Source organism: bacterium, from assembly GCA_020444325.1.
GTDB lineage: Bacteria > Bacteroidota > Ignavibacteria > SZUA-365 > SZUA-365 > BM516.
The window spans coordinates 247,967-271,387 of record JAHLLD010000002.1 but is presented as its reverse complement, the minus strand read 5'-3'; the positions used below and the strand labels follow the sequence as shown (position 1 = coordinate 271,387).

The window sequence follows — 23,421 nt, the reverse complement described above, 5'->3', positions numbered from 1 at the left end:
TCTCGCGTCTCAGACATCCAATCCCGCCCCATGCTTCCGCAGCCACTCCTTCCGCTCATGGTAGTCAGGGAGGATCTTGTCGACCTCGTTCCAGAACGCATCGGTGTGGTCGCGTTGGTGGAGGTGGCAGAGTTCGTGGACGACGATGTAGTCGATGATCGTCAGCGGCGCCATCATGCACTTCCAGTGGAATGACAGCTTGCCAGATGCGGAACAGGTCGCCCACTGTTTGCCCGTGTCGCGAACGTCCATACCTGTCGGCTTCACACCCACCTTCGGAGCATAGTACGCGACACGGTCGGCGATGCGTTCCCTGCCCTTGCTGGTGTAGAAGTCCACGAATGCCTGCCGTGCGGTCTTCCCGCCATCATCGATGTGGTCACGCCGCAGAAGGAAACGACCGTTGAGGAACTTCAGCGCTTCGTCCTGCTCCCCTGCCAGTGTCAGACGATACGACCGGCCGAGGTACAGGAATCCTTCCCCGCTCTTGAACTCCCGCAGGACTCGGGTCGCATTCAGGTCACGCCACTCGGCGAGTGCCTTGTAGATCCAGCGCCGTTTCGCTTCGACGATCTTTGCGATCTGCTCGTCAGTCGTCTCCTTTGGAGCCCGGACGATAATCGAACCGTCACGCTCGATCACGATATCCGCTGTCGAGCGTTTGCTACGCAGGATGCCATACGATATGTCGCTCTGCGTGTACATTGTCATGGCAGAAGTTCTCCGTGACGGTTCTGTGCGAGCTTGACGATCTCCACGGTGATGCGATCTACCTGGTCGTTCAACGCGGGGATGTCGGCGATCCGTATCTCCGTATCGATGTCCGAGCGCAGGCGTTTCACTTCGATCGGTTTCTTCCAGAAGTCCAGCACACCGACACGGCTCCGCAGCATGTCCACGACCGTGAGCATGAGCCGCTTCAGCGCTTCATCGTCTTTCTCTGGCACCTTGCCATCCTCGTAAGCGAGTTGCGCCACGTAGTCGTAGAAGGTCGAAGCTTCCTTCGTAAGTCCTTCGATGGTATCGGTGCGTCCTGCTGCAGCCTCTTTGCGCAGCTCTGCGAACTCCAACGCCAGCTGCTCCCAGTCGTCCTGTAACCTGTCGAGGATCTGCTGCAGCTTCTCACTGAGCTTGGCGTAGAAGGCGGGATCCTCCTCGAAATGCACGGTGCAGTGCTTGCGGATGGCGTGCTCCATCTCGCTGGCCTTCGCCTTCGCGCTACCTTCGGAATGCTCCTCTACGTGCTCGATGAAGTCATCGGCGAGCAGTTCGATCGGTGGAATCTGCGGGTTGATCCCGAGCTCGACGAGGTGCTCGTTGATCAGCTTTTTTACCTTCGCACCGGCGTCGGAGATGTCAAGCGAGGTGTCCTTGTAGCGTTCCTTCACCATGCGGAGGATGTAGCCGAAGCGTTTCGATGGGACGCGATACGTATGCCCGGCCGGATGCGGGAGGATGAGGTTCAGGCTCTGCAGGAATTTCTTGAGGTACACCTCGAAGTCCGCACGGCGCTTGTCGTCGCGCATTGCATCGACCGCCTGGTGGAGTACTGTAATCTCCTCCTTCGGGGCCCTCAGTTTCCCCTCTGCGAACAGAGCGATGTCCGCCACACCGGCGCTTGTGAAATGCTGCAGCAGGCGGCGATAGCGTTCCTCGAGTATCGGGATCTCACTGAGGATATCCTTGAGACCACCCTCGATGTCGGCCGCGTCCTCCGCAGTGTAGATCGTGAGTGCGTCCTTGAGATGGTTGGCGAGACCGATGTAGTCGACAATGAAACCGCGATGCTTGTTCTTCGCTTTGCGGTTCACGCGGGCAATCGCCTGCAGCAGGTTGTGTTCCTGCAGTTTCTTGTCGATGTACATCACCTGCTCGATAGGCGCGTCGAAACCGGTGAGCAGCATGTCGCAGACGATGAGGAACGCGATCCCGGTCAGCTCCATTTCGGGCTTGTCGAAGTCGAACGGCTTACAGAAGTTCTCCACGGCGTTCCAGCGCCGCGCCTCGTTTCGTGCTTTGGTGACAGCAGCAAGCTCGTTAACCGGATCCGAGGAGATGACGACCGCCGCCTTCAGGAATTCGATTCTGCGTATGAGTTCCTCGTCCGGCTCCGGCATCCTCCGTTCCCGCTCCACACGTTCAATCAGCGCCTTGCGGATGTATGCCTGATACCGGATGGTAGCGAGTTTCGAATGGCATACGACCTGCGCCTTGAAGCCGTCAGGCAGGATGTTGTCGACGTAATGATCCACCAGGTTCCGTGCGATTGCCTCAATGCGCTGCTCCGCTTCGAGGATGTCTCCCTGCGTGCCGTACCGTTTCTTTATCGCGAGGATTTCCTCTGGAGTGCGATCCTTGAAAAGATCCTCGAACTTCTCATCGAAGCCGTGCTTGTCCCTGATCGCCGTATCGGCCGTGCGGCCTTCGTAAAGAATCTGCAGCGTCACCTCATCATGCACAGCATCCATCAGCTTGTAGGTGTCGATGTACTCACCGAAACGCTTCACCGTGCGCTTATCACCGTGCTTTTCAGTGATGAGCGGCGTGCCGGTGAACGCGATACGCGTTGCATTCGGAAAGGCCTCGAACATATTGTCCCCGAGCTCGCTTCCCTGTGTCCGGTGTGCTTCGTCGATCATGAGCACGATACGGTCCGAGTCGTTGATCACGCCGAAGGGCTCGCCCGTGGGAATTGCGCGGTACTCCATCGGTTTAGCATCGGCGGCTTTCCTCAGCTCAGAGACGGGGCGCGGTTTCGCTTTGAGCGAGCCGATCGCCTTCTCGATCTCTTCCGGCAGCTGCTCATCGCGATCCATGAACTTGTGGATCATCACCATGTTGACGTCTGAGGCATCGGTCGCGAGGTGTTCGCGCATCTCATCGGCGCTTCCAATGATGTTCACCTTCCCGCCGATGAGCGCCGCGGTGCGGGCGAGCTGCTTTTCGAGATCGACGCGGTCGTTGACCATTATGATCTTGAAGTCGGCGAGGTCGGCTGAAGCGCGCAGCATGCGAGCGACAAACACCATAGTGAGCGACTTGCCGGAGCCCTGCGTGTGCCAGATCACCCCCGAGCGTTTCTCGGTCGAATCGCCCTCACGGAGACGCTCTGCGATCTTTCGCGCTGCGCGGTACTGCTGATAGCGCGCGATAACCTTGATGCGATGTCCTGAGTCGGTATCCATGAACACGGTGCAGGTCCGAAGCACATCCAACATTGTCGCCGGCGCGAGGAGCCCCTGAATGAGCAGCTCCTGCTCACGCTCGATGCCGAGCGGCGGGGTATAGACGCGATTGCTCTCCGGCCAGATATCCTTCCACGCGAAGAAGTGTTCGTGTCCCGATGTGATCGTGCCGAACTCGGCCTTCTCCCCGCAGGTGCGGATGACAAGCAGGTTGGTGAAGAATAGTCCCGGTTCGCCTTCACGCAGACCTGCTTCCTTCGTCTCCTCCCTGCCATCGCGATATCGTAGCAGTTGCTCGAAAGCGGCGTACATGGGGTTGCCCACGTTCGGGCCACCGATTTTGGCCTCGACAACCACCAGCGGTATGCCGTTGACGAACAGCACGATGTCGGGGATGATAAAGTTCTTCACGCAGCCGGGCGTGTCAATGCGGAACTGGTTGATTGCGTGGAATACGTTGCGCCCCGGATGCTCGAAGTCGATGAGCTTCACCACAGGGTACTCTTCGCCCGTTACCTCATTGCGATCAACCTGCGCCTTCATGAACAGGCTGTGGACCGCCTCGTTGGCCGCAAGCAGCGACTCCGGCTGCCGGAGTATCTGATCGCGAAGTTCGTTGAGCTGGTGCTCTGTGAGCCACTGCTGACCGTCATCGGTGAGGTTCAGCCCGCGTACCGCGTCTCTGAACACCTTGGGCAGTATCCACTCGCGGAAATTCGAGCGGAGGCTGGTGGTCGGATCCTGCGGAAGCCCCTGCCCCTGATTCACGACTGTCCAGCCGAGCGCGGCAAGCTGATCGAGAAACGGCTTTTCGACGTGGAGGTACTCAGACATCTGCTTCCTCTGTGTCGGTGGAGGAATTCGTGCGCACACGGACTCTGCCGGTGAGGAGGTCCTGCATGAGGCCGCGCTTCATCTCGTTAAGTTTCTCGATTGCTCCTTCGTTGAGAGCTTCCCGTTTGTCCATCGAATCATACATGTCCGCAATTCGGTTTCGTTCACCAGAAGACGGGTATGGCAGACGCAGCGGACGCAGATCTTCGAGGTTGATATTTTTCTGTGCTGTCTGAGGGGCACGGTTTTCGAGCCATCGCTTACTGCGACGTATCGCGAGTTCAAGAAACCGGACCACTTCACCTTTGTGAGCTTCCACTCCGACAAGGCTATCTGGGGCACACATCGGTAACCCCAAAATGCAGGTGTCGCAGATATTCGCTGCGATGGTCACCATAATCGTACCGACTGGGAAGGAACGACTGACGGCAAGGCCCAAATTGTTGAGAGTCTGGGAGTAGGAGTTTAACCAACGCCCTCTCGCCTCGGCTACATCACCAGTTTGAATGAACGGATGTGAACCTCCGTAGTAACGTGGGTCGTTTCGTGGGCGTACTGTGAATTTTCCTCTATTGACCTCTGCTACCTCAGCCAACCTTACAACCTCCCACTCCTTCGGAATCCAACCGATCGGCGACTCCTTGTACAGTTGCGGCGCCTCCTCGCGCGGTGGACGTAGCTTGCCGTCCTCCGTGACACCGCGGGTGAACAGGTCGTGCATCAGCCCGGACTTGATATGCTGCGTCTTCGCGATGAGTGCCTCGGTCTGTTCGATGGCCTCGTCGACAGTGGAGAGGATTTCGGCGATGCGACGTTGTTGAGGAAGTGAGGGGAGTGGTACAGCGAGCCTTGCGACATCAGCGAGATTTAGGCCTGCTTGGGCCGAACCTTTCTCGTACTTTCGAATATGCGGCTTGTAGTGGTCGGCTGATAAGACGTAGCGGATGAACTTGCTGTACGCAATTGACGGATCGACAGAGATCCTCGCCGTAGTCTGCGTGATGTTCGCCCCTTCGAGTTCGGGAGGAACCTCTGCTATCAATCCGACGTAGCCTACGATCGAAAAGAGGATATCACCTGCATAGACCTTCGATCGAGCGTAAGGGCGGTCGATAGCTTCCGAGACATGGTATAGGTTTGAGGTATCGACTCGTCCACTGCTGTAGTCCTTACCTCTAATGAGTGGGACACCATCTGGTGCAACATCCGGTCCAGGTTGCACAATCCCGTATGTGATCTGTCGCGATGAGTAAACGACTTCCTTCAGCGAGATCTCACTACACCACTCAGACATACCCCAGCTCCTCCAGGAATCCCTGCAACTTCGCAGTCGCCTCCTCGCGTTTCGCTTCGATGTCCTCTGCCGTCACCGCGTACTTTGCATGCAGATTTTCGAGTGCTGAGATGCACGCACGTTGATCGGTCCGCAGGTAGGCTGCGTAAGTGTCTTGGAGCGTCCGGTGCAGCCTCTCGATGATCAGTACGCGTGCTTCTTCAGGCGTGATCTTCTCGCGTGCAGCTGCGACAAGATCGTCCTGCGTGTTCACCATCGCACGCAGATCCCGCTTCAGCTGCTTCTCTTCGTCCTGCAGTTCCTTGTGCCGTTCGAGCTGCTCTGTGATCGCATCCGCCTTTCGCGCGAAGGCCGCCGCATCTCCGTAGCCGGGATCCTTCTTGGCGAGTTTCATCTCGCCCTTCAGTTCCTTGAGGCGAGCCTTCAGCTCCTTGACCTGCTCCTTCGGCAGGACACCGGTGTCGTCCTCGTCCTCGTAGTCATCATCGTCTGCGGCTGCGAACAGGGCATCGAGTTCCGCTATGCGGACGCGCTTCGCCTCCATCTCCTCGAGCACTTTGGGAAATTGGTTCTGCAGGATGTCGTCATCGGGGATCAGCTCCGGGCCCCATCCGCTGGCCGCGATGGATTTCAGGTCGAACTTGAGCTCGTCCACGTACCTCGCGAACGCACCGCGAATCTGGTAAGGCGTGAGAAGCGTCGTCTCCTTGAACGTTTTCTCGATAGAAGTGAGCAGCTTCCGGCGCACGGCATACACGTTGCCCTTTTCGCCGTTCTTTGGCGCCAGATCCTCGATCTCAGGCTGGTGTTTTTTCCACCATCGGTCGAGCGTCTTCATGAAGGCATCGTGCGCGGCAGCAACGCCCCCATCACCCTCGACGACGTCCGCAATCGCGCTTCGGTCCTTCATCTCGGTAGTAAAGTCCATGTAGGACTTCTCGCCCTTGCGTGGCTTGAAGCAGCGATCCCGAAGTCCAGTGTAGTTCTCCCAGAAGTGCGCCATGTTGTCGATTTCGCTGACCGGAACGCCACCCTTCAGGTGCGCCCGCACGTCATGCGGCTCCGGCGGCGGAGCGTTGTCGACGTAGCGGCGGATGTTGCAGTTGTAGTCCTCTGCCGCGATCTCCTCTATCGGTACGCGACGCGCATAGCCGGGGATTTCGTCACGTTCGCCTTTTGTGAGTGACCGGTAGGCGTGGACCATGCGGGAAATGTCCTCCGCACGCAGGAAGTTCTGCGCTTTTCCTTCACGGTATTCCCGGTCGGCGTTGATGAACACGACATGATCACGTTTCTGTGCACCGGCTTTATTCATCACAAGGATGCATGCTGGTATGCCGGTGCCGTAGAAGAGTCCGGCAGGCAGGCCAATGACCGCCTCCAGCCAGCCCTGGTCGATGAAGTAATGCCGTGCATCCTTCTCATCACCACCGCGGAACAGCACGCCGTGCGGCATGATCGTTGCCATCTTCCCGTCGGACTTGAGCACCGCGAGCATGTGCTGCACGAACATCAGGTCGGCCTTCTTGCCCTTCTCCGGCATCCACACGGCGAAGCGGCCCGGGTACTCGACATCTTTCTTGACGTAGTTCTGGCTGAACGGTGGATTTGCAAGCACGCGGTCGAAGCGCATCAGCTCGCCGTTTTCGGCCTTGTGCTGTGGCCTGCGGATCGTGTCCTCCTGCCGGATGTCCGCGTGCGGGATACCGTGCAGGAGCATGTTCATCTTACAGATTGCCCACGTGGTACCGATGTTGTCCTGTCCGTAGAGCGACACATCGTGCGGATCACCACCGATCTCTCGTATATAATCCCGGCTCTGGATGAGCATACCACCCGAACCCACCGTCGGATCATAGATGCTCATGTGCGCCTGCGGCTCGACGATCTCTACCATCGTACGGACGACATCTGCCGGCGTGTAGAACTCTCCTGCCTTCTTCCCTGCGGAGTCCGCGAAGTACTTGATAAGGTACTCGTACGCTGCGCCCAGCAGATCAGGGAATTCGAAGTTCTCGTCCTTCAGCGGAATCTTCTCGAAGTTCTGGATGAAGTTCGCGAGGATGTCGTCGTCCAGCGACCGCTGACCGATCTTCCGGTTGAAGTTGATGTGCTTGAGGACGTCCTGCAGCGCGTTCACGTTCGCATCTTCCAGCGCTTCGAGCGCCTTGTTCAGTGCGGTGCCGACATTCGTCTTTAGGTGCCTGATTGTTGACCACCGCGCCGCTTTTGGAACGAAGAACGTATAGCTGTCCGGATGCGCGAGCTTGTCCTTTATCTGCGCGTCCTTCATCCCTTTCTTCTTCAGGTCCTTCTGCAGCTGCTCCTGCTCCTGGTCGAACAAGTCAGAGAGCCGCTTGAGGAAGAGCATGCCGAAGATGTACTCCTTGTACTCGGAGGCATCCATGTTGCCGCGCAGGTCGTCGCAGGCGCGGAAGAGAAGGTTGGAGAGCTGGGTGAGGGTGAGTTTGGTCATAGGTTAGAAACTTGTATTGCGTAGTTCGAAGGTCATACTCATAAATGCTCCCACATCGAGACGCAGTAAAGCAACTGGTCCGACTTAGGTCTCTTTACACGGGTACCCGAACAGAAATTGTTTCTGTTCTCCTGTTTTGTTAGAAGTCTCCTGGATTGGAATCACTCCATGTGCAGCAAACATTGATTCCACAAACGCAGTATGGGCACGTTGGGCATCATAGTATCCTCTTACTGTCGATTTTATCACTGCATCCTTCACTATCACGTCACCGTCGAGGATGTGCGACATGAATTGATGAACCGGTAGCGGCCCGACTATTTGCTCTCGCAATGTCACTAATTGTCGTACATTCAATACTCTGATGGGACAATCGACATCACGCTGCAGTTGAAGTACTTTATCTCGCAGAGTACGCGAGCTCGAGGGAATTATGATGAGGACAAAGGAAAGCGGTGGAAGGGACGAAAGACCTCTGCGGACATCGCGGACATAATCACGTATTGCACGCGAATCCTTTGTCGGCAGGGAATAATTTGATTTCGTACTCTTTGCTTCAACAAGGAAGGTGAGTTGTTCTGTCGGTTTCCCTGAAATGCAAACGAGGTCGACCGTGCTTTGTGCAATCCTGGTAGAAACGACATATAATCCAAATGACTGCATGATCAAGGCAAGCTGTTGTTCAAATATTCGTTCGACCTGCTTCAATCCATATTTCTCGGAGATTCTTGCTTCACGTTGTGCAAGAGCAGGTAGCTCACTCAATCTGATTGCAGAAAATGGCCCTACCAGACGGTCTGCCCAACTATCGCCATCAACCTCGTAAAGCCTGTTGGCCAACTCGAGGGCACTATGAACAAGCCCGCCTCCCGCTACTTTTAATGGCCCCTCCGAGAGCTTATTGTATGCACGGAAAACATTCAGTAGTCCATTGTGAAGAAAATCCTCGAACTTTTCTCCCCCACCTTCGTGCACAGAATGGAAATTGTAGACTCTGAGCAGCCAACTGGACATTACTGCTTCAAAATAGTAAAAAAGGAGGACCTTAAACTTGTACAATAGTTTACTTGGTTCCGCATCTTCCGGTCTGCCAAGAAATTGGCTCATTGAGGCTATGCTCAAGTAGAGTGGTGTATCTTTTTGTTTTGATCCTGATGGCAACAGAATGTAGCGCATCGTGAGCACATCCAACCAGGATGACATAGTCATAAGCAGTTGTATTCGCAATTCATCTTCACCAAAAGTGTGCGTATGCCCATGCGGACAGGTCCATTCGAACTGCTTGATTGGGAGTTCGTGTTGATCGTCCAATAACTGGACTATCAGATTGTATATATTCTCGCATGCACCGAGAAGGAGCCCGTCTTTCCCCGTTGTCTGAAAAATATCTGAAGGTTGGAGTCGCAGAATTTTTAGGACCGTAGGTTTCGAAAGCTCGAGTTTAGCCAGTTCGGAGTAATTCATGAGCTGCGGCTCCAACTATGTTCTTAACAATCCGATTATTCCGATCTTGCTTTGCTTTTTTCTTGGACGAGCAGATGGATTCGATCATGAAAATACGAGCGCCCTACCCGAAAGGCAAGGCGCTCCCGATATTACTGTCCGGTTCTAAGACGATTAGTGGCTCACCTGCGAAACGTGACGACCAGACTATTCCCTTCACCGCGCATCCGACGAGCAGATCCATTAGCTTCGGCCTCCTTCTTCCGAGCCTTGAGCTGCTCTTTCATGCGGTTCACTTCCATCTCGAAGTCCTCGACCTCTGCTGGGTACTTCCATCCTGATCCGTAGGCTCGGGTGGAAACTTCCACGCCATGCACGTCGGTCGGTCCGGTGAAGAAGCGTTGATAGTCGCCCAGTGCGGGATCCTTGAGCTCGTCCAGTGCTGCAGAGAGGATCTCCGACCATTGCTTGAGCACGAGGTACGAGAGCAGCGCAGAGTTGCCCTCCAGCAGCCTGCGAACCGCCTCCTGAGCGATCAGCAGGTTCTCCCGCTTAGTACCAAACCTCCGCGGACGCATGATGCGAAGCGGATTCTGGATCGGCAGAATGTCCTCGTCGGTCACCGGAAAGAGTTCGTCCTTATCCATCTTTGGTGTGCTGATCGGCAGCACCTGTGCAAGTTTTTCCATGTGTCCTCCTTCAGTTGAGCCACGGTACGTTAGGGATCGTGATCTTCGGTTGCGCGACCGCTTCAGCCATTGTGACTGCGGTTTCGAATGCCTGACGCTTTATCCGGTCACCGGCGCCAAACTGCGTCGCCTCGACCCATTCCGGATTGTCCCGGTCGTGATCCACCCACTGGGTCATAGCGTTGAATACATTCGCCGTGCATGAACGAAAACCAGAAAATCGGCACCCGGCTACGGGAATACAGGGAGCGCGTCGGGATGACACAGGCGGAGCTGGCGGATCGCGTTGACGTCAGTCGGCAAACGATCAACTACATCGAGACGGGCACCTTCTGTCCCTCAACCTATCTCGCGCTTCGGATTGCACGGGAGTTTTCCCTGCCGGTCGAGGATTTATTCTACTTAATTGAAGAGGACGACGAACAGCGGGCTGTTTGAAAAGGCGCTTTCCCGTATATTCTTATGGAACGCACAACTCGGGATGAGGAGATGATACCAAATCTTAATGACGAAAAAGTGAAGGCCGCGGAGAGGCATGCAGGATTGCGGGGGTTCCATGTCACACAGGGGGTCCTGCTCGCACTGCTCGCGCTGGTTGCTTTTACCGGGAGCGACGTAATCGGCGATCCGCTGCTGCTGCTTGTGATTCCGATAGTCGCGGGGAGTTGGACCTTCATGATTCTGCTCCAGAATGCTGGTGTCTATGGCCGCTACAAGGAAGCTTACAGAAACGACCCAGCCATGCGCAGAAAAGGACTCTTTTCGCTCCTCGCCTACAGCCTGTTCACCGCGGCATTCTGGCTGGTGATCCGACGGATTGACCTGCTCGATGCGCGGGATGCGTCCTGGCGAGCGGATATCATCTGGTCTCTGGTCATGGGAACGATCAGCGGTGCGATCTACTACTACTCGATGTTTCGCCGGCGGGACAGGAAACAGGGATCGCCCTCCCTGTAACCTTTCACACCTACTCGTGTTTTTCTTCCTGTAGCTATGACATTTCATAACCAGGAGGAAGGACTATGAGGTCGCTCTCTACAATTCTGCTTGTACTTATCTGTGCGTGGAATGCGAATGCGCAGCAAACGATCGTGCTGCAACCGGGACCGGAGGATGGGAAGGATGCGATGGTATGGGATGATCCGCTTTACAACAAGGGCGTGCGGAACTTCGGAGATGATCCGCAGTTGCTTGTACATGCTTGGACCGACCAGCTTGTCCCTGTGTATGGACGTGTGTACCTGCAATTCGATCTGTCCGGCTGCCCGGATATGTCGCGACTGCAGGAAGCGACGCTGTACCTGTATAACAATCCTGAAGGACTCTTTGATGGCATGCATCAGACAGTCTGCAGCGGCTGCCAGTGCGGAATCAACATCGCGGAAATCCGATGTGCAAAGGAACCGTGGGATGAACACACAATAAACTGGCACAATCGTCCTGCAGGCAAGTACACCAATCTCAGCTATATTCCGAACCAGGGCACCTCGAGCCGCGATGTCGTCGTCGATGTCACGCGTACCATCCGGGAAATGTATAAGTGCGATCCCCCCGAAGATTATGGATTTCTCATACGTCTTCGAGATGAAAAACCACATGCAGCACTGGTGTTTACCTCCAGCGATTACCACATCCCGTCACGTCGGCCGAAGCTCGAGTTGACCTTTGCTTCGGTGTCAGGTACCGAGACGGTACCGACTACCCGTATGGCGCTCGACGTATCTCCCAATCCCGCAACAGAACAGGTGCAGGTCCGCACTGAGGGACGCGAAGGTTCCGACATGCAGCTCTCTCTTTACAACGCGGTTGGCAAGCTTGTTTTCAATCAGGCAGTGCAGGCGGGCGCTACACAGCGGGTCCCGCTCACAGCACTTTCCCCGGGAATGTACTTCTTCCGCCTGACCTCCGGGCAGGAGCAGATCGTGCGTCCCCTGGTCGTTCGGTAGTGCGCAGCAGAATTGATCTTCAGCCCATGCGATTCAGTTGTCGCATGGGCTTTTTTTTCGAGAAACTATTCCGCCTTCGCTCCGTATGCTCAGCTATCCATCATTTTCTGAGCTGCAGCAATGAAACGAAGGACAGGAATTCCGGATTATGCCTGGGATGAGGCCGGGGTGCGACGCTATGCGAGGGAATCCGCCCGGTATGACACGCAGTACCGTACGTTTCTGATGAGGCTTGATGCCGTTCGGCCGGGTACACGCATACTCGATGTTGGGGCGGGACCCGGTCCCCTTACCGCGCGTATTGCCGAACGCTTCCCTGATGCCGACATTGTCGCGCTGGAAATTTCCCCACTCATGGCGGAAGCCGGAGCCGCGCTGATCGAAGAACGCGGACTCTCCGACCGCGTGCAGTATGTCACCGGGGATGCAGCTGATCCTGCGCTCGCCGGACGGATCGGCCCCTTCGACCTGATCTGCAGCAGTTACTCACTGCATGAATGGAAAGACCCTCTCGCGGCCGTGCTGCAACTGCGTCGCATGCTCACACGCGATGGAGTTCTGCTGCTGCACGATTTGCGGCGCGTACCCTGGCTCGCCTGGATTCCTTTCCCCCTTCCCATGCTTCAGTCGATGCGCGCATCGTACACGGTCGAAGAGATCACTGCCATACTCAGCGATATCCCCGGCTCTCAGCTGCATGTCACGGCAGATGCCCCGTTCATGCTCACCGTCACACTGCGTCCCCTGGATGACGGACGCTAATTATCTGAAGCCTATTTCCAGTTCGGGAAATGAAAATCGCCGGGATTCGTGCTGACGGTGAGCACGAAAGTGCTGGCCGCGGCAGGAACGAATATGTCATGCATTCCCGACGTCTCCTTGCCTTCCCCTATATCGTAACCTGATTGAAATGCCGTCAGCCAGCTGAGTTCCTGATGTGTTCCCCAGCCTGCGGGATCTCCATCGATGAACGTGACGCCGATGTTGTTGACAGCTCCATAGGCAGCACTCATTTCACCTGCGGTCAGAATATGCGGTTCTGTGGATGGGAAGGCGGCAAGTACAATGTTCCCGATCCCGAAAGCTGGGCGTCCATCCATACTGGAATTCAGGGCGGTCGCAGGCGGCGCGTCCGGAAGCGTTATCGAGAATGTACCGGTTGCGCGGTCAATCTCCCCATTTCCAAAAAGATATACGTAATCACCAGCGGCGTCAACCGACCAGATGATGCTGAGCTTCGCATCTTCCGGGATCGTAGCACCATTCCGTATGTCCAGGGTCCCACTGATGGTGATGGTGGGATTCGTGGTGGTCGGACCGTTGGTATCTTCGTCGTCACTGCATCCCGTGGTGAAAATGAATGCACCCACGAGCAGAACGGAGAAAAGGGAAACCAGTTTCATGCGGTACCTCTCAGAATTGGTGAGAAAACAGGCTGCGGAATAATACGACATGGAAGTCGGATATCCGATTGTCGCTTCTGTACTGTCCGGATCGCTATTTGTTCCCGCCCGGGTTTTGTTCCTTGTCCCGCGGGGTGTAATTTTTACGATCAGAAGCTCATTCCCGCATTATTTCCTGGTACTCATGGCGAAGAAAGCAGCGAAACAACAGGGACAGTCGAAGCGGAAGCCGGTCCCTTCCAGGCAGGATAAATCATCAGCATCCGCACCGCGTCCCGCCCTCCCGGCTGCGACGCTGCTTCGCAGTGCGGGTGGCGCGTATGCCCTTCTTGTTTTGCTTCGCGTGGTCGCCGCCCGCTTCCCGGAGGCGCGACTGTGGGGACTCTCCTTTCCCGGTTACCTGCCGGAATGGGCGGAACTGCTGACGGCGGCTCTCGGACTCGCGCTGGCTTCCCCCCTGCTTTTCGGACTCTTTCAATGGAAAGCGCGACTGCTGCAGCGCGGCAATGCCGTGCTCTTTTCCCTTCTCGGTGCCGCAGCGGCTGCCGTGCTGTTCTGGCTGCTGCGCATGGATACGTTTTTCCTCGGTGACGGCGCTTCCTATCTCGCCGAGCATTTTCGCTGGGTGCGCGGTGCATCGATTTCAGAGGATGTGCTTTTCTCCGCCGGGTCGGCTCCGCTGACCGCTCGCATCCTCGCAACGGGCGCAACAATGTTTTTCGACGCAGCGCATCCGACAACCCTCACCTCACAGCCACAGTTCATTTTCCAGCTCCTGGGCGTGTTGTCCGGCGCCGTGTTCGTCTTCCTCGTCATGCTCACCGCCCTGCGACGGGACGAGGACGCTTCGCTGCGCCTCGCGCGCATTGCACTGCTGATCGGCACTCCAGCGACACTGTTCTTTTTCGGGTACGTGGAATACTACACCATGTATTTCACCGCGCTGACCGCCTTCTTCATCAGCAGTATCGCCGTAGCCGAGCGGCGGCTTTCCCCTGTCTGGATGCTCGCCGCCTTTGTGCTCAGCAGTGCACTGCATCTGATGACGCTGGTCACGCTGCCGGGACTGCTGCTCGCCCTTGCGTCGCGTGGAGACGAAAAACTGCGCACACTGGTCAACACGCGCGTGCTTCTCGCGGGAGCTGCTGCGGCACTGGTGGCCGGTGGCATCTATTACTTCGCATCCGGCGTCGCGACGGAAGGAAGCCGCGTCATCCTGGCACTCGCTCCATTCGGTGAGGAAGGGGCCATACAGCATTACACGCTGCTTTCCGGTGCACACCTCGGCGACGTTATCAATATGCTGTTGCTCTCCGCGGCTCCCGCCCTGCTGTTGCTTCCCTTTCTCCGGAACAACGAAGCACTTGATGAGCCACAGGTCGTGGCACTGGCGCATGTGATCTTCACCGGCTTCCTGCTGCTATTCGGGTATACCTGCTTCGGTATGGCGAGGGACTGGGATGTCAATGCCGGCTTCGGTGTCGCGACAGCGCTGCTGGCAATCACCCTGCTCGCGCGTCAGAAGGATCCCACGCGCAGATCGTATCTCGCATATCTCGCATCCGGCGCTGCCGTCGTCACACTCCTGCCGTGGATTGCGGTCAATGTCGATACCACGATGTCCGAACAGCGTTTCCGGGACATCATGGCGCTCGACGACCAGAATGTCACCGGGGATTTCGCGCTCAATGGATATGAGCACCTGCGAAAGCAGTATCAGCGTGAGGGACAACTGGAGGAGGAGACCTGGGCGATGCTCAAGAAAGTGGAAATGGTCGGGTACCCGAGGGATTTCCGGAAACTTCTCCGCGGCATTACACTCAACCTGCCTGCAAAGCAACAGCGTTCGTACATGGATGCCGTGTTCGATGAACTGCAAGGGAAACTCCTCCGGATGAAAGAAGAGGGCACCGATTCGCTCTATGCCGGCAGCAGAAGTGAATTCGTTGAAGTCGCCGTTGAAGCCCTGCTGCAGATTCCACAGCTGACTGGATTGCGGGATGTGCAAGACAGCTATTTCGAGCAGCATTGGCAGCGTTTCAATGCATTGCTGCCCGGCGATCCGCTGCTGCGGATGGTGAAAGATGATTACCGCTACGAACGCGGAGAGGAATTGACAGACGCAGTTCCCTTCCTCGAGGCATTGCCTGAAATCCGGAGCAGCAGTCTGATCGCGTCAAGGGCGGGACGCGCCCTGATCACTACCGGACATCCCCGGGAAGCGCAAATGATACTCGAACGCGCCATGGAAATCGACAGCAGTTTCACACTGCCGCATTTCCTGCTCGGCTATATCGCCGCGACGGCGAAGCCACCTCGTCCCGCCGAGGCCATCGCGCATCTGCAGCGCTTCATCGACACGCCTGAGGGACATCAGCTCGGCAATGAAGCAGCGCAGCAGAAGCTCATCGGACAGGCCAGGCAGCTTATCGGCAACATGACCCTGCTGCAGTTTGAAGGAGATTCCGGCACACACTGACTGACATCGCAAACGCCGGGATTCCACATTCCAGCATGTCCTTGACCTCCGCCGGCGAAGAATTATGCACTTTCTGCATATTCTGAAGCACATCCTTACCCGCATTCTGCATAATTACAAGCACACTGATGCAATCGCCGACATTTCTCTGCGGGCAGCGTTACTTTTCCCTCCCTCGATTGTTTATTCACTGACCGGTCCACACGATCGAACAGGCTTTCCATCTACACACGGTGCAACCATGAGAATGCGCAGCTACCTGCTCACCATATGTTTCCTGTTTTTTGCGGCAATCGTCGCGCGCGCCGGGAACAACCCTCACTACTATATCTACCAGGTTTCCGATTCGGTTACAGCGAAGGCCGGTATTCACACCCAGCTGCTTGTGACCATACAGAATCCGGTGAACACACCGGTGACGGTCACCTCCAGTCTCAACGGCGACCCGCAATTTGTCATCGATTCGCTGAGCAGGACACTCAGCTTCGACTCCTCGTATGCGATGCTGACAACAATTGACTTCTACAGTACAACGAGTGGCACCTTCCAGACCATGCTCCGGGTGACCGATGGCACGATCACGGATTCGACGCTTATCACCGTGTTCGTGAATCCAGCGAATTTTGCCTTGCTGCCACCTTACACATCCGCTTATGCGGAGCTGGGCGTGGCACGACAGATAGCGATAACGGTACAGAATCTGAAGAGTACAGCATTGCAGGTCACACCGAGTGTGGCTGGAGACGCCCCTTTCTCCTACAATGGTCCCGCCAGCGTCGCTATACCGGCATCTGCTTCGCAAACCGTGTACCTGGATTTCTTCAGCAACAGTGCTGGAACGTATAACGCAAAGCTCATCGTGACCGATGGAACGTTCACCGATACGACCACGATATATGTAACCACAGTAAACCAGCCCTACCATTGGACAACCAGCCCGTCGTCTTCAGGTACCACGGAAGCTGGAATGACGAGGTGGCTCTGGGTACATCTTCGCAACACCGCCACCAATCCGGTAACGCTGGATCTCGCACTGCAGGGCGATCCCGGTTTCTACCTGGAGGCGAATGCCTCACCGATTACTGTAGCCAATTTCGAAACCGCCCGCGTGCAGTTCTACTCCGATACTCCCGGACAGTATACCGGCATGCTTACCATCACTGATGGCATCGATATTGATACGGTAAGGCTGCTCGTCGATGTCGTCCCGAAACGCGGGAATTTCGAGTTCACCAGGGAGTACATGTCGATCTATGCCACCGCGATCGACCCGGATACCGCAACCATTGGCATTCGGAATCTCACCGACAGCACACTGAATCTGCAAGCCTATGTCGTCAGGGATTCCCGTTTTGAAGTCGTGCCAACGCCGAACTTTACTATTGAACCACGAAAAACCTTTTCCCTTGCCGTACGTTTCGTGGGTGCTGCCGCTGATGTGTACCGTGCCAAGATTGTCGTTACGGACGGTATCGCGGAGGTGGACTCAGCCGACGTGATAGCAGTTGTAGACGAGCCGCGAGATGGTAACAAACTCTTTGCCATGCGTACGCCCGACATGTATCAGCGTATCGAATTCGAGGCGCAACCTGGAGCATCGGTGACGGACACCGTGAAGATCCATAATCTGAGTTCCGGACAGCTGACAGTGGATCTTTCATTCTATGGGGACAGCTGTTTTACCATCCCGCAATCAAGTGTCATCATCGACAGTGGCGGCATTGCGGTCGTTCCTGTCACCTTTGTGAATCCACCGATCGGACGAGGTGGCGCGTACCTTATCGGTACATCCGGAACCGAGCACGCCGATGTATATCTCTACGGCACTACGGTGTACTGGTCTGACTACGACGGTGTGAAAGTCGTCAACGATCTCGATTTTGGCGCAGTCGATACCTCCACTTCCTACTGCATGGATGCCTGGGTCATCAATACCACCAACCATGCGGTCACGCTGACTGACATCAGCCTCAGTGGCGTCTCTTCACTCTATACACTGCCGTCGAGCGCCGACGTCACCATCGCTGCCGGGGATACGTCTGGTATCTCCGTCTGCTTTACTCCTGTTCCTCCTCCTGAGTATGTGACCGAAATGCTGCATTTTACGTTGAACAATTCATCGGGGACGCCAACCTCTCGTTCGCTTGTCGTCAATCTCATCGGGTTCAGTCTCACGGATTATATCCGCGTCTTCGACTCCACGAGAATGCATGTCAGCGATGCTGGTACGATGATCACTGCGATCAACACAACGGTGGAAGACGATTTCGTCCTGCAGAATTATCTCCCTGTTCCGGTGGCTCTGAATCTGAGCAGCAAGTTTGGTTCAGATAATATCACTCTGCTCAGTTCATTGCCCATTAACCTCCCCGCCTACGATTCAACTGTAGTTGGAAGTGGTCGCGGATCGATCAGAGTGCAGTATTCCCCCACCTCGGTCACCGGGTACCCGGGCATCGGGGAACATGCCAATTTCCACTTCTATTATCATGATTCCCTCATCACGGCAGATTACAACTTTTCGGTGTATGGAAAAGCGATAATCCCAATTCCCAGCTCCTCGGTGATAGACCTTTATCCAAAAGACAGCTTCGCTCCGATTATCGGACTCGGGAAGGTGAAGGAAAATGACGTCATCACCCTGCGTTTCATCAACAACCTGGATATGTCCGTCAGTATTACCAGTCTTGGAATGGACATTGACGCCTACGCCGAGATCATCGGTGGGACCACCCTGCCCGTGACACTGGCACCGGATGAAACAATGGAAGTGCAGCTGCGCATCACGCGTGATGTCCAGGCTGTCACCATGATAAATCTCACCATGCACGGATCGCATGAACACCTGAACTCGCGCTACATCCTTCTCGCCGGCAGTTCGGTCAGCAGCGTCGCTGGCGTCCCGCTTCCCGAATCGGCGCTGCAGATGTACACGACGCCGAACCCTGCGACTGGACCGGTACAAATTCTGCTCAACCAGACTCTGCGCTCCGGCAGCGTGCACGTGGTAGACATGCTCGGCCGCGTCATGGCAACAGTGCCTGTCCAACACAATAACGCGATGTGGAACGGGCGGATCGAAGGTGGACTGCAGGCCCCGGCTGGGACCTATCTTCTGCTCGTCAACGGAATCGACCAAAATGGACGGGCGGTGAGTGGATTGCATAAATTCCTGCTTCAATGAGGCAACCATGGGGAAAAGGGACGGTCCACGAGGATCGTCCCTTCTCCTGTTTCTGACACATAAAACTGTATTTCAGTGAGTAACGCGGTACTGCCTGTCCAAACGCTTCCTTTGCAGACCGCTGCATCGAAAGGGAACGGAAAGAACGCGAGCGGCAGGCGACATATGAAGTTGTCCGATTTAAGTGACGGCGAACTCCTCACCGCTTTCGGTGATGGCGACGACCAGGCCTTTGCCGAATTGTACCGGCGAAGACGCCTGGAGCTGTATCGCTTCATTCTCTCCATCGTTCGTGGCGACGAGGAACTGGCATCGGATATGTTCCAGGATACCTTTGTGAAAATCCATCAGAAGGCACATACGCTTCGCGACCATACGAATGTGCGCGCGTGGATGTACACCATCGCCCGCAATTCCTGTCTGAATGCACTCAAACTGCAGAACCGGCACTCACGCTTTGAGAGCGAGGAAGATATTCCGATCAGTTCGCCACACCCACTCCCTGACGCGCAGCTGGAAAAGAAAGACATGCATGCCCTCCTTGAGGATGCAATTACCCGTCTGCCGGAGCAACAGCGTGAGGCGATACTGCTCCGTGAGTACGATGGTTTCTCATATGCCGAAATCGCGGAGATCACCGGGAACAACATTGATGTCATTCGGCAACGTCTATGGCGTGCGAAACAGTCTCTTCGCACCATGCTCATATCCCGACTCGAAGAACGCGCGGAAGGAAATACATGATGCAACAATCATTTGAACATAAGGTGCTCGCCTATCTGGACGGACTGCTGGACCCGCGTGAAGAGTCGGCATTTCTTCGCGAGGTCTCGAGCGATCCGAAGAAACAGGAAGTGCTCAGACAATACAGACAGTTGGATGCGGCAGTGAAGCAACATGACGGTGCAAAGGGCATTCCGGCGTATACTGAACGTGCACTCGCATCTCGCATACCTGCTCTGAACACCGTCGTGGAAACGCGTCCCCTCGTCGGCGCAGTGTCGCAAAGCAGCAGACTCGTATCGCGCATTCCATGGAGACTGCTTTCCCTCCTGTTGCTTGGCGGACTCTTCTTCACTTCCCTGGTTTTCCTTTTGCCAGGCATCCCTGAATTTATTGCGGGGAAAGCAGATCATCCTGAAACGCAGATGTCTGCTGCGACACAAGCGGAGCAATCTCCTGTCACCGGACACCCTGCAGATGCAGTACAAGAATCAAGCGATGCCGCAGCCTCCGTGGTATCGAACCCGATCCGGCACGAGGGAACAGTCACCACAGCTGTTCCCTCAAACCGGATTTCACAGTCCGCCGGTGGACATGCCGCCTCAACGGGAAGAACGCCAACATCAATCGCTGGCGTTGAAACGCAACATGCAGGAACGGACGCACGGGCGGCAACGGACGCACGGGCGGCAACGGACGCACGGGCGGCAATGGACGCACGGGCAGCAATGGACGCACAATCAGTTCAGGTACCGGATAACGATCAAACCCGCAGCGGACTGGCACAGGTGGATTTCGTGCCCGAGCTCCCCCTGCGTCCCGTTCACGTAACTCTGGGAAGCGAAGACGAACACAGGCGCGGGAGCGGTTTCGTCTATGCAGCAGAAAGCAGCAGCAGACTGCTGGGAGGCCGGCTGTTCCTGTACCTGGAGTCCGGCGCCGCGCATCAGGAGATGCAGGGCAGTGGAACGAGAGCAAAGACCCTTGTGCAGGGTATGTACCTGGCTGGGATTCGCCTGGCCATTTCACCGCAGATTGAAGCGGGACTCGAATTCGGACAATCACTCTTCGCGCGTGAATCGATCGCAAGCTCACGCAGTGCCCTGGACAACACCGTATCAACCGAAACTGTGCTGATGAGTACGGCACTCAAAGATGAACTCCTGCCCTGGCTGAGGGCGCACGGCTTCTTCACCGTAAATCCCGGTGATTTTCTTCAGGTACAGGCGGACGCCGGTGCTGGACTCACGCTGGATGCGCAGCGCGATTTCATGTTCTCGGCGGGACTCTCGGTGCTGTATCCTCTCAGCTATGCGGTACGGGCGCGGGCAGGCATGCACTTTACGGGCGCCTGGCTGCAGGCGGCACCCCTCGTCCCTCTGGCAGAAACTCCTCTGAACGGACCGCTGGGGATCATCGATGCAAACGATACACCCACGACAGTTTTCAGTTCTGCACTTGAACTTCGTGTCGGAATAGGAATACTGCTATGGTGATGAAGGGAAAAGCCTTCTGGCTGCTCGCTGTCTGCGCACTCGGTGTGCTGCTCATCCCTGCATGCACGGACAGTGTTTCTCCACCCGCGGAAGTTACCTACTCCGCTGGCAACTACCTCTGGGGCACTACGCCTCCCCCCATCCGCTATTACCGTGAAACCGGTGAACGAACAGAAATACACATCCTTGAATTCGAGAACGGGGCTGTTCTCGACACGAGGTATGACACACTCGGAAGCAGGCTCGGTAGTACGACGCTGCACCGGCAGCATACAAACGGAACCGATATCCTGCTTGGCTGCAACGCATACAGCCTTCCGTACGTGCCTGAGCATCTGCGTTTTCAGCCCTACCTCTACACCGTACCAGGACCCGAGGTTGCCGCACGCTCATGGATGAACATGGATCGGGATCTGATATTCATCGGCGGTAAAAACGGCACTCTGTACCGCTTTCGTCCCGCCTCCGATGAGTGGGAGGCGATAGAGATCGCCTGGTCGAGTCCCGTCACGGCACTCAACAGGGATCTGCGGGCTTCGGGACAGCTGCTTGTGGCGACCGAGTCTGAGGGATTATTCAGACTCGGGATTTACGACAGTACATGGACCCACATCGCCACGCCGGCCGGCAGCATCAGTGATATCGAATGTGATGGAAACGGTGCACTCTTTGTCGTCATCGATGGACATCTCTACGTGCGTCACCCGGAACGGGCAAGCTGGGATCCCTTTCCGCTCCCCTCCCTTGCGGAAAACGTCACGCATATCGCCATCATCAACTACGATTTCACCCATTCCATGCTCTTCGTCGGCAGACATGATGGCGCACTTGCGCAAATTCATCTGCAATCTTCCTGGCCCACGCAGCTCACAACCTCTGATAATCCCGGCACCGAAAGCATTGTACAGATTCGCGCCTCACTCGGCTCACCATATTCCGCTGTTGCCGTCGCAATGCCCCCCGTACTGTATGTCACTCCTGAAAATTCAGGCTTCTGGGCCAGTGTCCCGCTTCCCTCGACGATACGTCCGACCGCGGTCTGTCAGTCGGATATCAGCGGCGATGTCATCGTCGGTACCGAAGACGGTGTGTACCGTTTCGATGGCTCTCCGGTGCGCCGTTCGGGACTGGAAGGGCAGCATGTATACTCCCTGCATTTCGGAAAGGACAATGCGTTTTACTGCGGAACCGGAATTGGGACATATCGCTCAGTGGATGGCGGAATCAACTGGACGCGCATCGACGCAACCCCGCAGATTCGGCAGCAGCAGAGCGGAATGACATTGCTTCCCGCGTCCTTTGCTGTAGGGAGTTCCTGGACGGCGGGGCAGGTACTGACCGGCGGCTCCGTGGGCGTGGAACTCCATGGACGTGTACTCGAGCACTTCGACAGACTGCTGCTTCCTGGCGATCGTGGTACGTACAACGATGTCATCGCCGCACGATATGCACTCGAGGATGCAACCGGAAGTCCACAACCGGGCAGCTATTACTGGACGATTTACTTCGCGCGGGACAGGGGACCGGTGTTTATTGAAGAAGTCATTGATAACAACATCGTCGCACGCGTCTGGCAGGTTGAGACACTGTCCACAATCCCCACCGCGACGCATTATCCCCGACGTACCCCACACTAAAAACAACCCCTCCGGCACACAGGCACCGAAGGGTAATTCGAGCTTTCACTGGAAGAATCCGTTCGCGGACTATCCCTTTCCATTCACATCGTTGCCCTCTCCCCCGTAGCCGCCACTGACGAGGTGACGGCGAACAATGGCGGTCCAGCGCTCCTGCAACTCCTGGTTGAGCGCGGTGAGCTTCCCATGCACCACCATGTCATTGGCCGTGTTCAGCACTTCCTCCATCTCCAGGCGCGCATGCGATTCCAGCTCCCGCAGTTTCATCGCTGTCATCACTGCAAATCCGTACTGTTCTCCCCACTTGAGCACGCTGCGCAGCGTGGCCACCACGCCGGTAAGCGCGACAAGGATGATAGTCTTGAGTGTGAGGGAGGGATCCGGACTGGGCTGCTGCGTGAGATATGTCACCATGGCCGGAGAAGCAATGGATAGCAGGACGATAAGCACATTGAACAATCCGCTGAGGCGTTTCAGCCACTGCGCACGTGCGGCGTATTCGTTGCGTTCCGCACCGATTTCCTCGATCGAGGCTATCAACGCGCTGCGGGCATCGTCCAACTGCTGACCCTGGACCTCCTTACCTTCCCTGGATTCGCTCATACTCGCCTCATTGACGCAAATGTCTTACA

Annotated in this window: 17 protein-coding genes; 9 read left to right on the top strand and 8 right to left on the bottom strand. The window is 56.1% G+C overall.

All coding sequences use genetic code 11. The features are described from left to right. Positions 1–9 precede the first annotated feature (9 nt). The 6 genes from KQI65_03875 to KQI65_03850 form a co-directional block, all read right to left on the bottom strand. Positions 10–711 (bottom strand): M48 family metallopeptidase, encoded by a 702-nt coding sequence (locus KQI65_03875; GenBank protein MCB2203863.1) that lies wholly within the window; start codon positions 709–711, stop codon positions 10–12. Next, positions 708–4,019: a DEAD/DEAH box helicase family protein gene (locus KQI65_03870; GenBank protein MCB2203862.1), complete on the bottom strand. Its 3,312-nt coding sequence runs from the start codon at positions 4,017–4,019 to the stop codon at positions 708–710. Before KQI65_03870 ends, KQI65_03875 begins: the two co-directional genes overlap by 4 nt. Further along, positions 4,012–5,313: a restriction endonuclease subunit S gene (locus KQI65_03865; protein ID MCB2203861.1), complete on the bottom strand. Its 1,302-nt coding sequence runs from the start codon at positions 5,311–5,313 to the stop codon at positions 4,012–4,014. The genes KQI65_03870 and KQI65_03865 overlap by 8 nt, the downstream gene beginning before the upstream one ends. Continuing rightward, positions 5,306–7,789, bottom strand: a complete 2,484-nt coding sequence (locus tag KQI65_03860) for a type I restriction-modification system subunit M (GenBank protein MCB2203860.1) — start codon at positions 7,787–7,789, stop codon at positions 5,306–5,308. The genes KQI65_03865 and KQI65_03860 overlap by 8 nt, the downstream gene beginning before the upstream one ends. Positions 7,790–7,873: 84 nt before the next feature. Further along, a complete protein-coding gene (locus KQI65_03855; protein MCB2203859.1) occupies positions 7,874–9,253 on the bottom strand; it encodes a hypothetical protein in 1,380 nt (459 codons plus the stop codon). A 161-nt stretch (positions 9,254–9,414) separates the two neighbouring features. After that, positions 9,415–9,921: a hypothetical protein gene (locus tag KQI65_03850; protein ID MCB2203858.1), complete on the bottom strand. Its 507-nt coding sequence runs from the start codon at positions 9,919–9,921 to the stop codon at positions 9,415–9,417. Positions 9,922–10,122: 201 nt separating this feature from the next. Here KQI65_03850 and KQI65_03845 point away from each other — a divergent pair, with 201 nt between their 5' ends. From KQI65_03845 to KQI65_03830, 4 genes are all read left to right on the top strand, one after another. After that, on the top strand, positions 10,123–10,359 hold the full coding sequence (locus KQI65_03845) for a helix-turn-helix transcriptional regulator (GenBank protein ID MCB2203857.1): 237 nt from the start codon (positions 10,123–10,125) through the stop codon (positions 10,357–10,359). A 51-nt stretch (positions 10,360–10,410) separates the two neighbouring features. Further along, complete coding sequence (locus KQI65_03840; GenBank protein ID MCB2203856.1) at positions 10,411–10,878, top strand: hypothetical protein; 468 nt, start codon at positions 10,411–10,413, stop codon at positions 10,876–10,878. A gap of 65 nt (positions 10,879–10,943) precedes the next feature. Then, positions 10,944–11,867 carry a DNRLRE domain-containing protein gene (locus tag KQI65_03835; GenBank protein ID MCB2203855.1) on the top strand — a complete coding sequence of 308 codons (924 nt, stop codon included), beginning with the start codon at positions 10,944–10,946 and terminating at the stop codon, positions 11,865–11,867. A 120-nt stretch (positions 11,868–11,987) separates the two neighbouring features. Further along, entirely contained in the window at positions 11,988–12,629 is a 642-nt protein-coding gene (locus tag KQI65_03830) for a class I SAM-dependent methyltransferase (GenBank protein ID MCB2203854.1), read from the top strand. Positions 12,630–12,640: 11 nt separating this feature from the next. On the opposite strand, the gene KQI65_03825 is transcribed toward KQI65_03830, so the two are convergent. After that, a complete protein-coding gene (locus KQI65_03825) occupies positions 12,641–13,270 on the bottom strand; it encodes a hypothetical protein (GenBank protein MCB2203853.1) in 630 nt (209 codons plus the stop codon). A gap of 184 nt (positions 13,271–13,454) precedes the next feature. On the opposite strand from KQI65_03825, the gene KQI65_03820 reads away from it, so the two are divergent. The 5 genes from KQI65_03820 to KQI65_03800 all read left to right on the top strand — a co-directional run bounded on the left by KQI65_03820 (position 13,455) and on the right by KQI65_03800 (position 22,789). Further along, positions 13,455–15,749, top strand: a complete 2,295-nt coding sequence (locus KQI65_03820; protein ID MCB2203852.1) for a hypothetical protein — start codon at positions 13,455–13,457, stop codon at positions 15,747–15,749. Positions 15,750–15,990: 241 nt separating this feature from the next. Further along, the gene (locus KQI65_03815) at positions 15,991–18,933 is read left to right on the top strand and encodes a hypothetical protein (protein ID MCB2203851.1); all 2,943 of its coding nucleotides are present in this window, start codon (positions 15,991–15,993) and stop codon (positions 18,931–18,933) included. A 165-nt stretch (positions 18,934–19,098) separates the two neighbouring features. After that, on the top strand, positions 19,099–19,677 hold the full coding sequence (locus tag KQI65_03810) for a sigma-70 family RNA polymerase sigma factor (protein MCB2203850.1): 579 nt from the start codon (positions 19,099–19,101) through the stop codon (positions 19,675–19,677). Continuing rightward, positions 19,677–21,152 (top strand): hypothetical protein, encoded by a 1,476-nt coding sequence (locus KQI65_03805; GenBank protein ID MCB2203849.1) that lies wholly within the window; start codon positions 19,677–19,679, stop codon positions 21,150–21,152. The genes KQI65_03810 and KQI65_03805 overlap by 1 nt, the downstream gene beginning before the upstream one ends. After that, complete coding sequence (locus KQI65_03800) at positions 21,146–22,789, top strand: hypothetical protein (protein MCB2203848.1); 1,644 nt, start codon at positions 21,146–21,148, stop codon at positions 22,787–22,789. The genes KQI65_03805 and KQI65_03800 overlap by 7 nt, the downstream gene beginning before the upstream one ends. 69 nt (positions 22,790–22,858) lie before the next feature. On the opposite strand, the gene KQI65_03795 is transcribed toward KQI65_03800, so the two are convergent. Beyond that, complete coding sequence (locus KQI65_03795; protein MCB2203847.1) at positions 22,859–23,392, bottom strand: hypothetical protein; 534 nt, start codon at positions 23,390–23,392, stop codon at positions 22,859–22,861. Between the last annotated feature and the right edge of the window lie 29 nt (positions 23,393–23,421).

Coding starts and splice junctions, on each gene's coding strand:
- KQI65_03875 (MCB2203863.1), bottom strand. CDS start 711: ATGACAATGTACACGCAGAGCGACATATCGTATGGCATCCTGCGTAGC.
- KQI65_03870 (MCB2203862.1), bottom strand. CDS start 4,019: ATGTCTGAGTACCTCCACGTCGAAAAGCCGTTTCTCGATCAGCTTGCC.
- KQI65_03865 (MCB2203861.1), bottom strand. CDS start 5,313: ATGTCTGAGTGGTGTAGTGAGATCTCGCTGAAGGAAGTCGTTTACTCA.
- KQI65_03860 (MCB2203860.1), bottom strand. CDS start 7,789: ATGACCAAACTCACCCTCACCCAGCTCTCCAACCTTCTCTTCCGCGCC.
- KQI65_03855 (MCB2203859.1), bottom strand. CDS start 9,253: ATGAATTACTCCGAACTGGCTAAACTCGAGCTTTCGAAACCTACGGTC.
- KQI65_03850 (MCB2203858.1), bottom strand. CDS start 9,921: ATGGAAAAACTTGCACAGGTGCTGCCGATCAGCACACCAAAGATGGAT.
- KQI65_03845 (MCB2203857.1), top strand. CDS start 10,123: ATGAACGAAAACCAGAAAATCGGCACCCGGCTACGGGAATACAGGGAG.
- KQI65_03840 (MCB2203856.1), top strand. CDS start 10,411: ATGATACCAAATCTTAATGACGAAAAAGTGAAGGCCGCGGAGAGGCAT.
- KQI65_03835 (MCB2203855.1), top strand. CDS start 10,944: ATGAGGTCGCTCTCTACAATTCTGCTTGTACTTATCTGTGCGTGGAAT.
- KQI65_03830 (MCB2203854.1), top strand. CDS start 11,988: ATGAAACGAAGGACAGGAATTCCGGATTATGCCTGGGATGAGGCCGGG.
- KQI65_03825 (MCB2203853.1), bottom strand. CDS start 13,270: ATGAAACTGGTTTCCCTTTTCTCCGTTCTGCTCGTGGGTGCATTCATT.
- KQI65_03820 (MCB2203852.1), top strand. CDS start 13,455: ATGGCGAAGAAAGCAGCGAAACAACAGGGACAGTCGAAGCGGAAGCCG.
- KQI65_03815 (MCB2203851.1), top strand. CDS start 15,991: ATGAGAATGCGCAGCTACCTGCTCACCATATGTTTCCTGTTTTTTGCG.
- KQI65_03810 (MCB2203850.1), top strand. CDS start 19,099: ATGAAGTTGTCCGATTTAAGTGACGGCGAACTCCTCACCGCTTTCGGT.
- KQI65_03805 (MCB2203849.1), top strand. CDS start 19,677: ATGCAACAATCATTTGAACATAAGGTGCTCGCCTATCTGGACGGACTG.
- KQI65_03800 (MCB2203848.1), top strand. CDS start 21,146: ATGGTGATGAAGGGAAAAGCCTTCTGGCTGCTCGCTGTCTGCGCACTC.
- KQI65_03795 (MCB2203847.1), bottom strand. CDS start 23,392: ATGAGCGAATCCAGGGAAGGTAAGGAGGTCCAGGGTCAGCAGTTGGAC.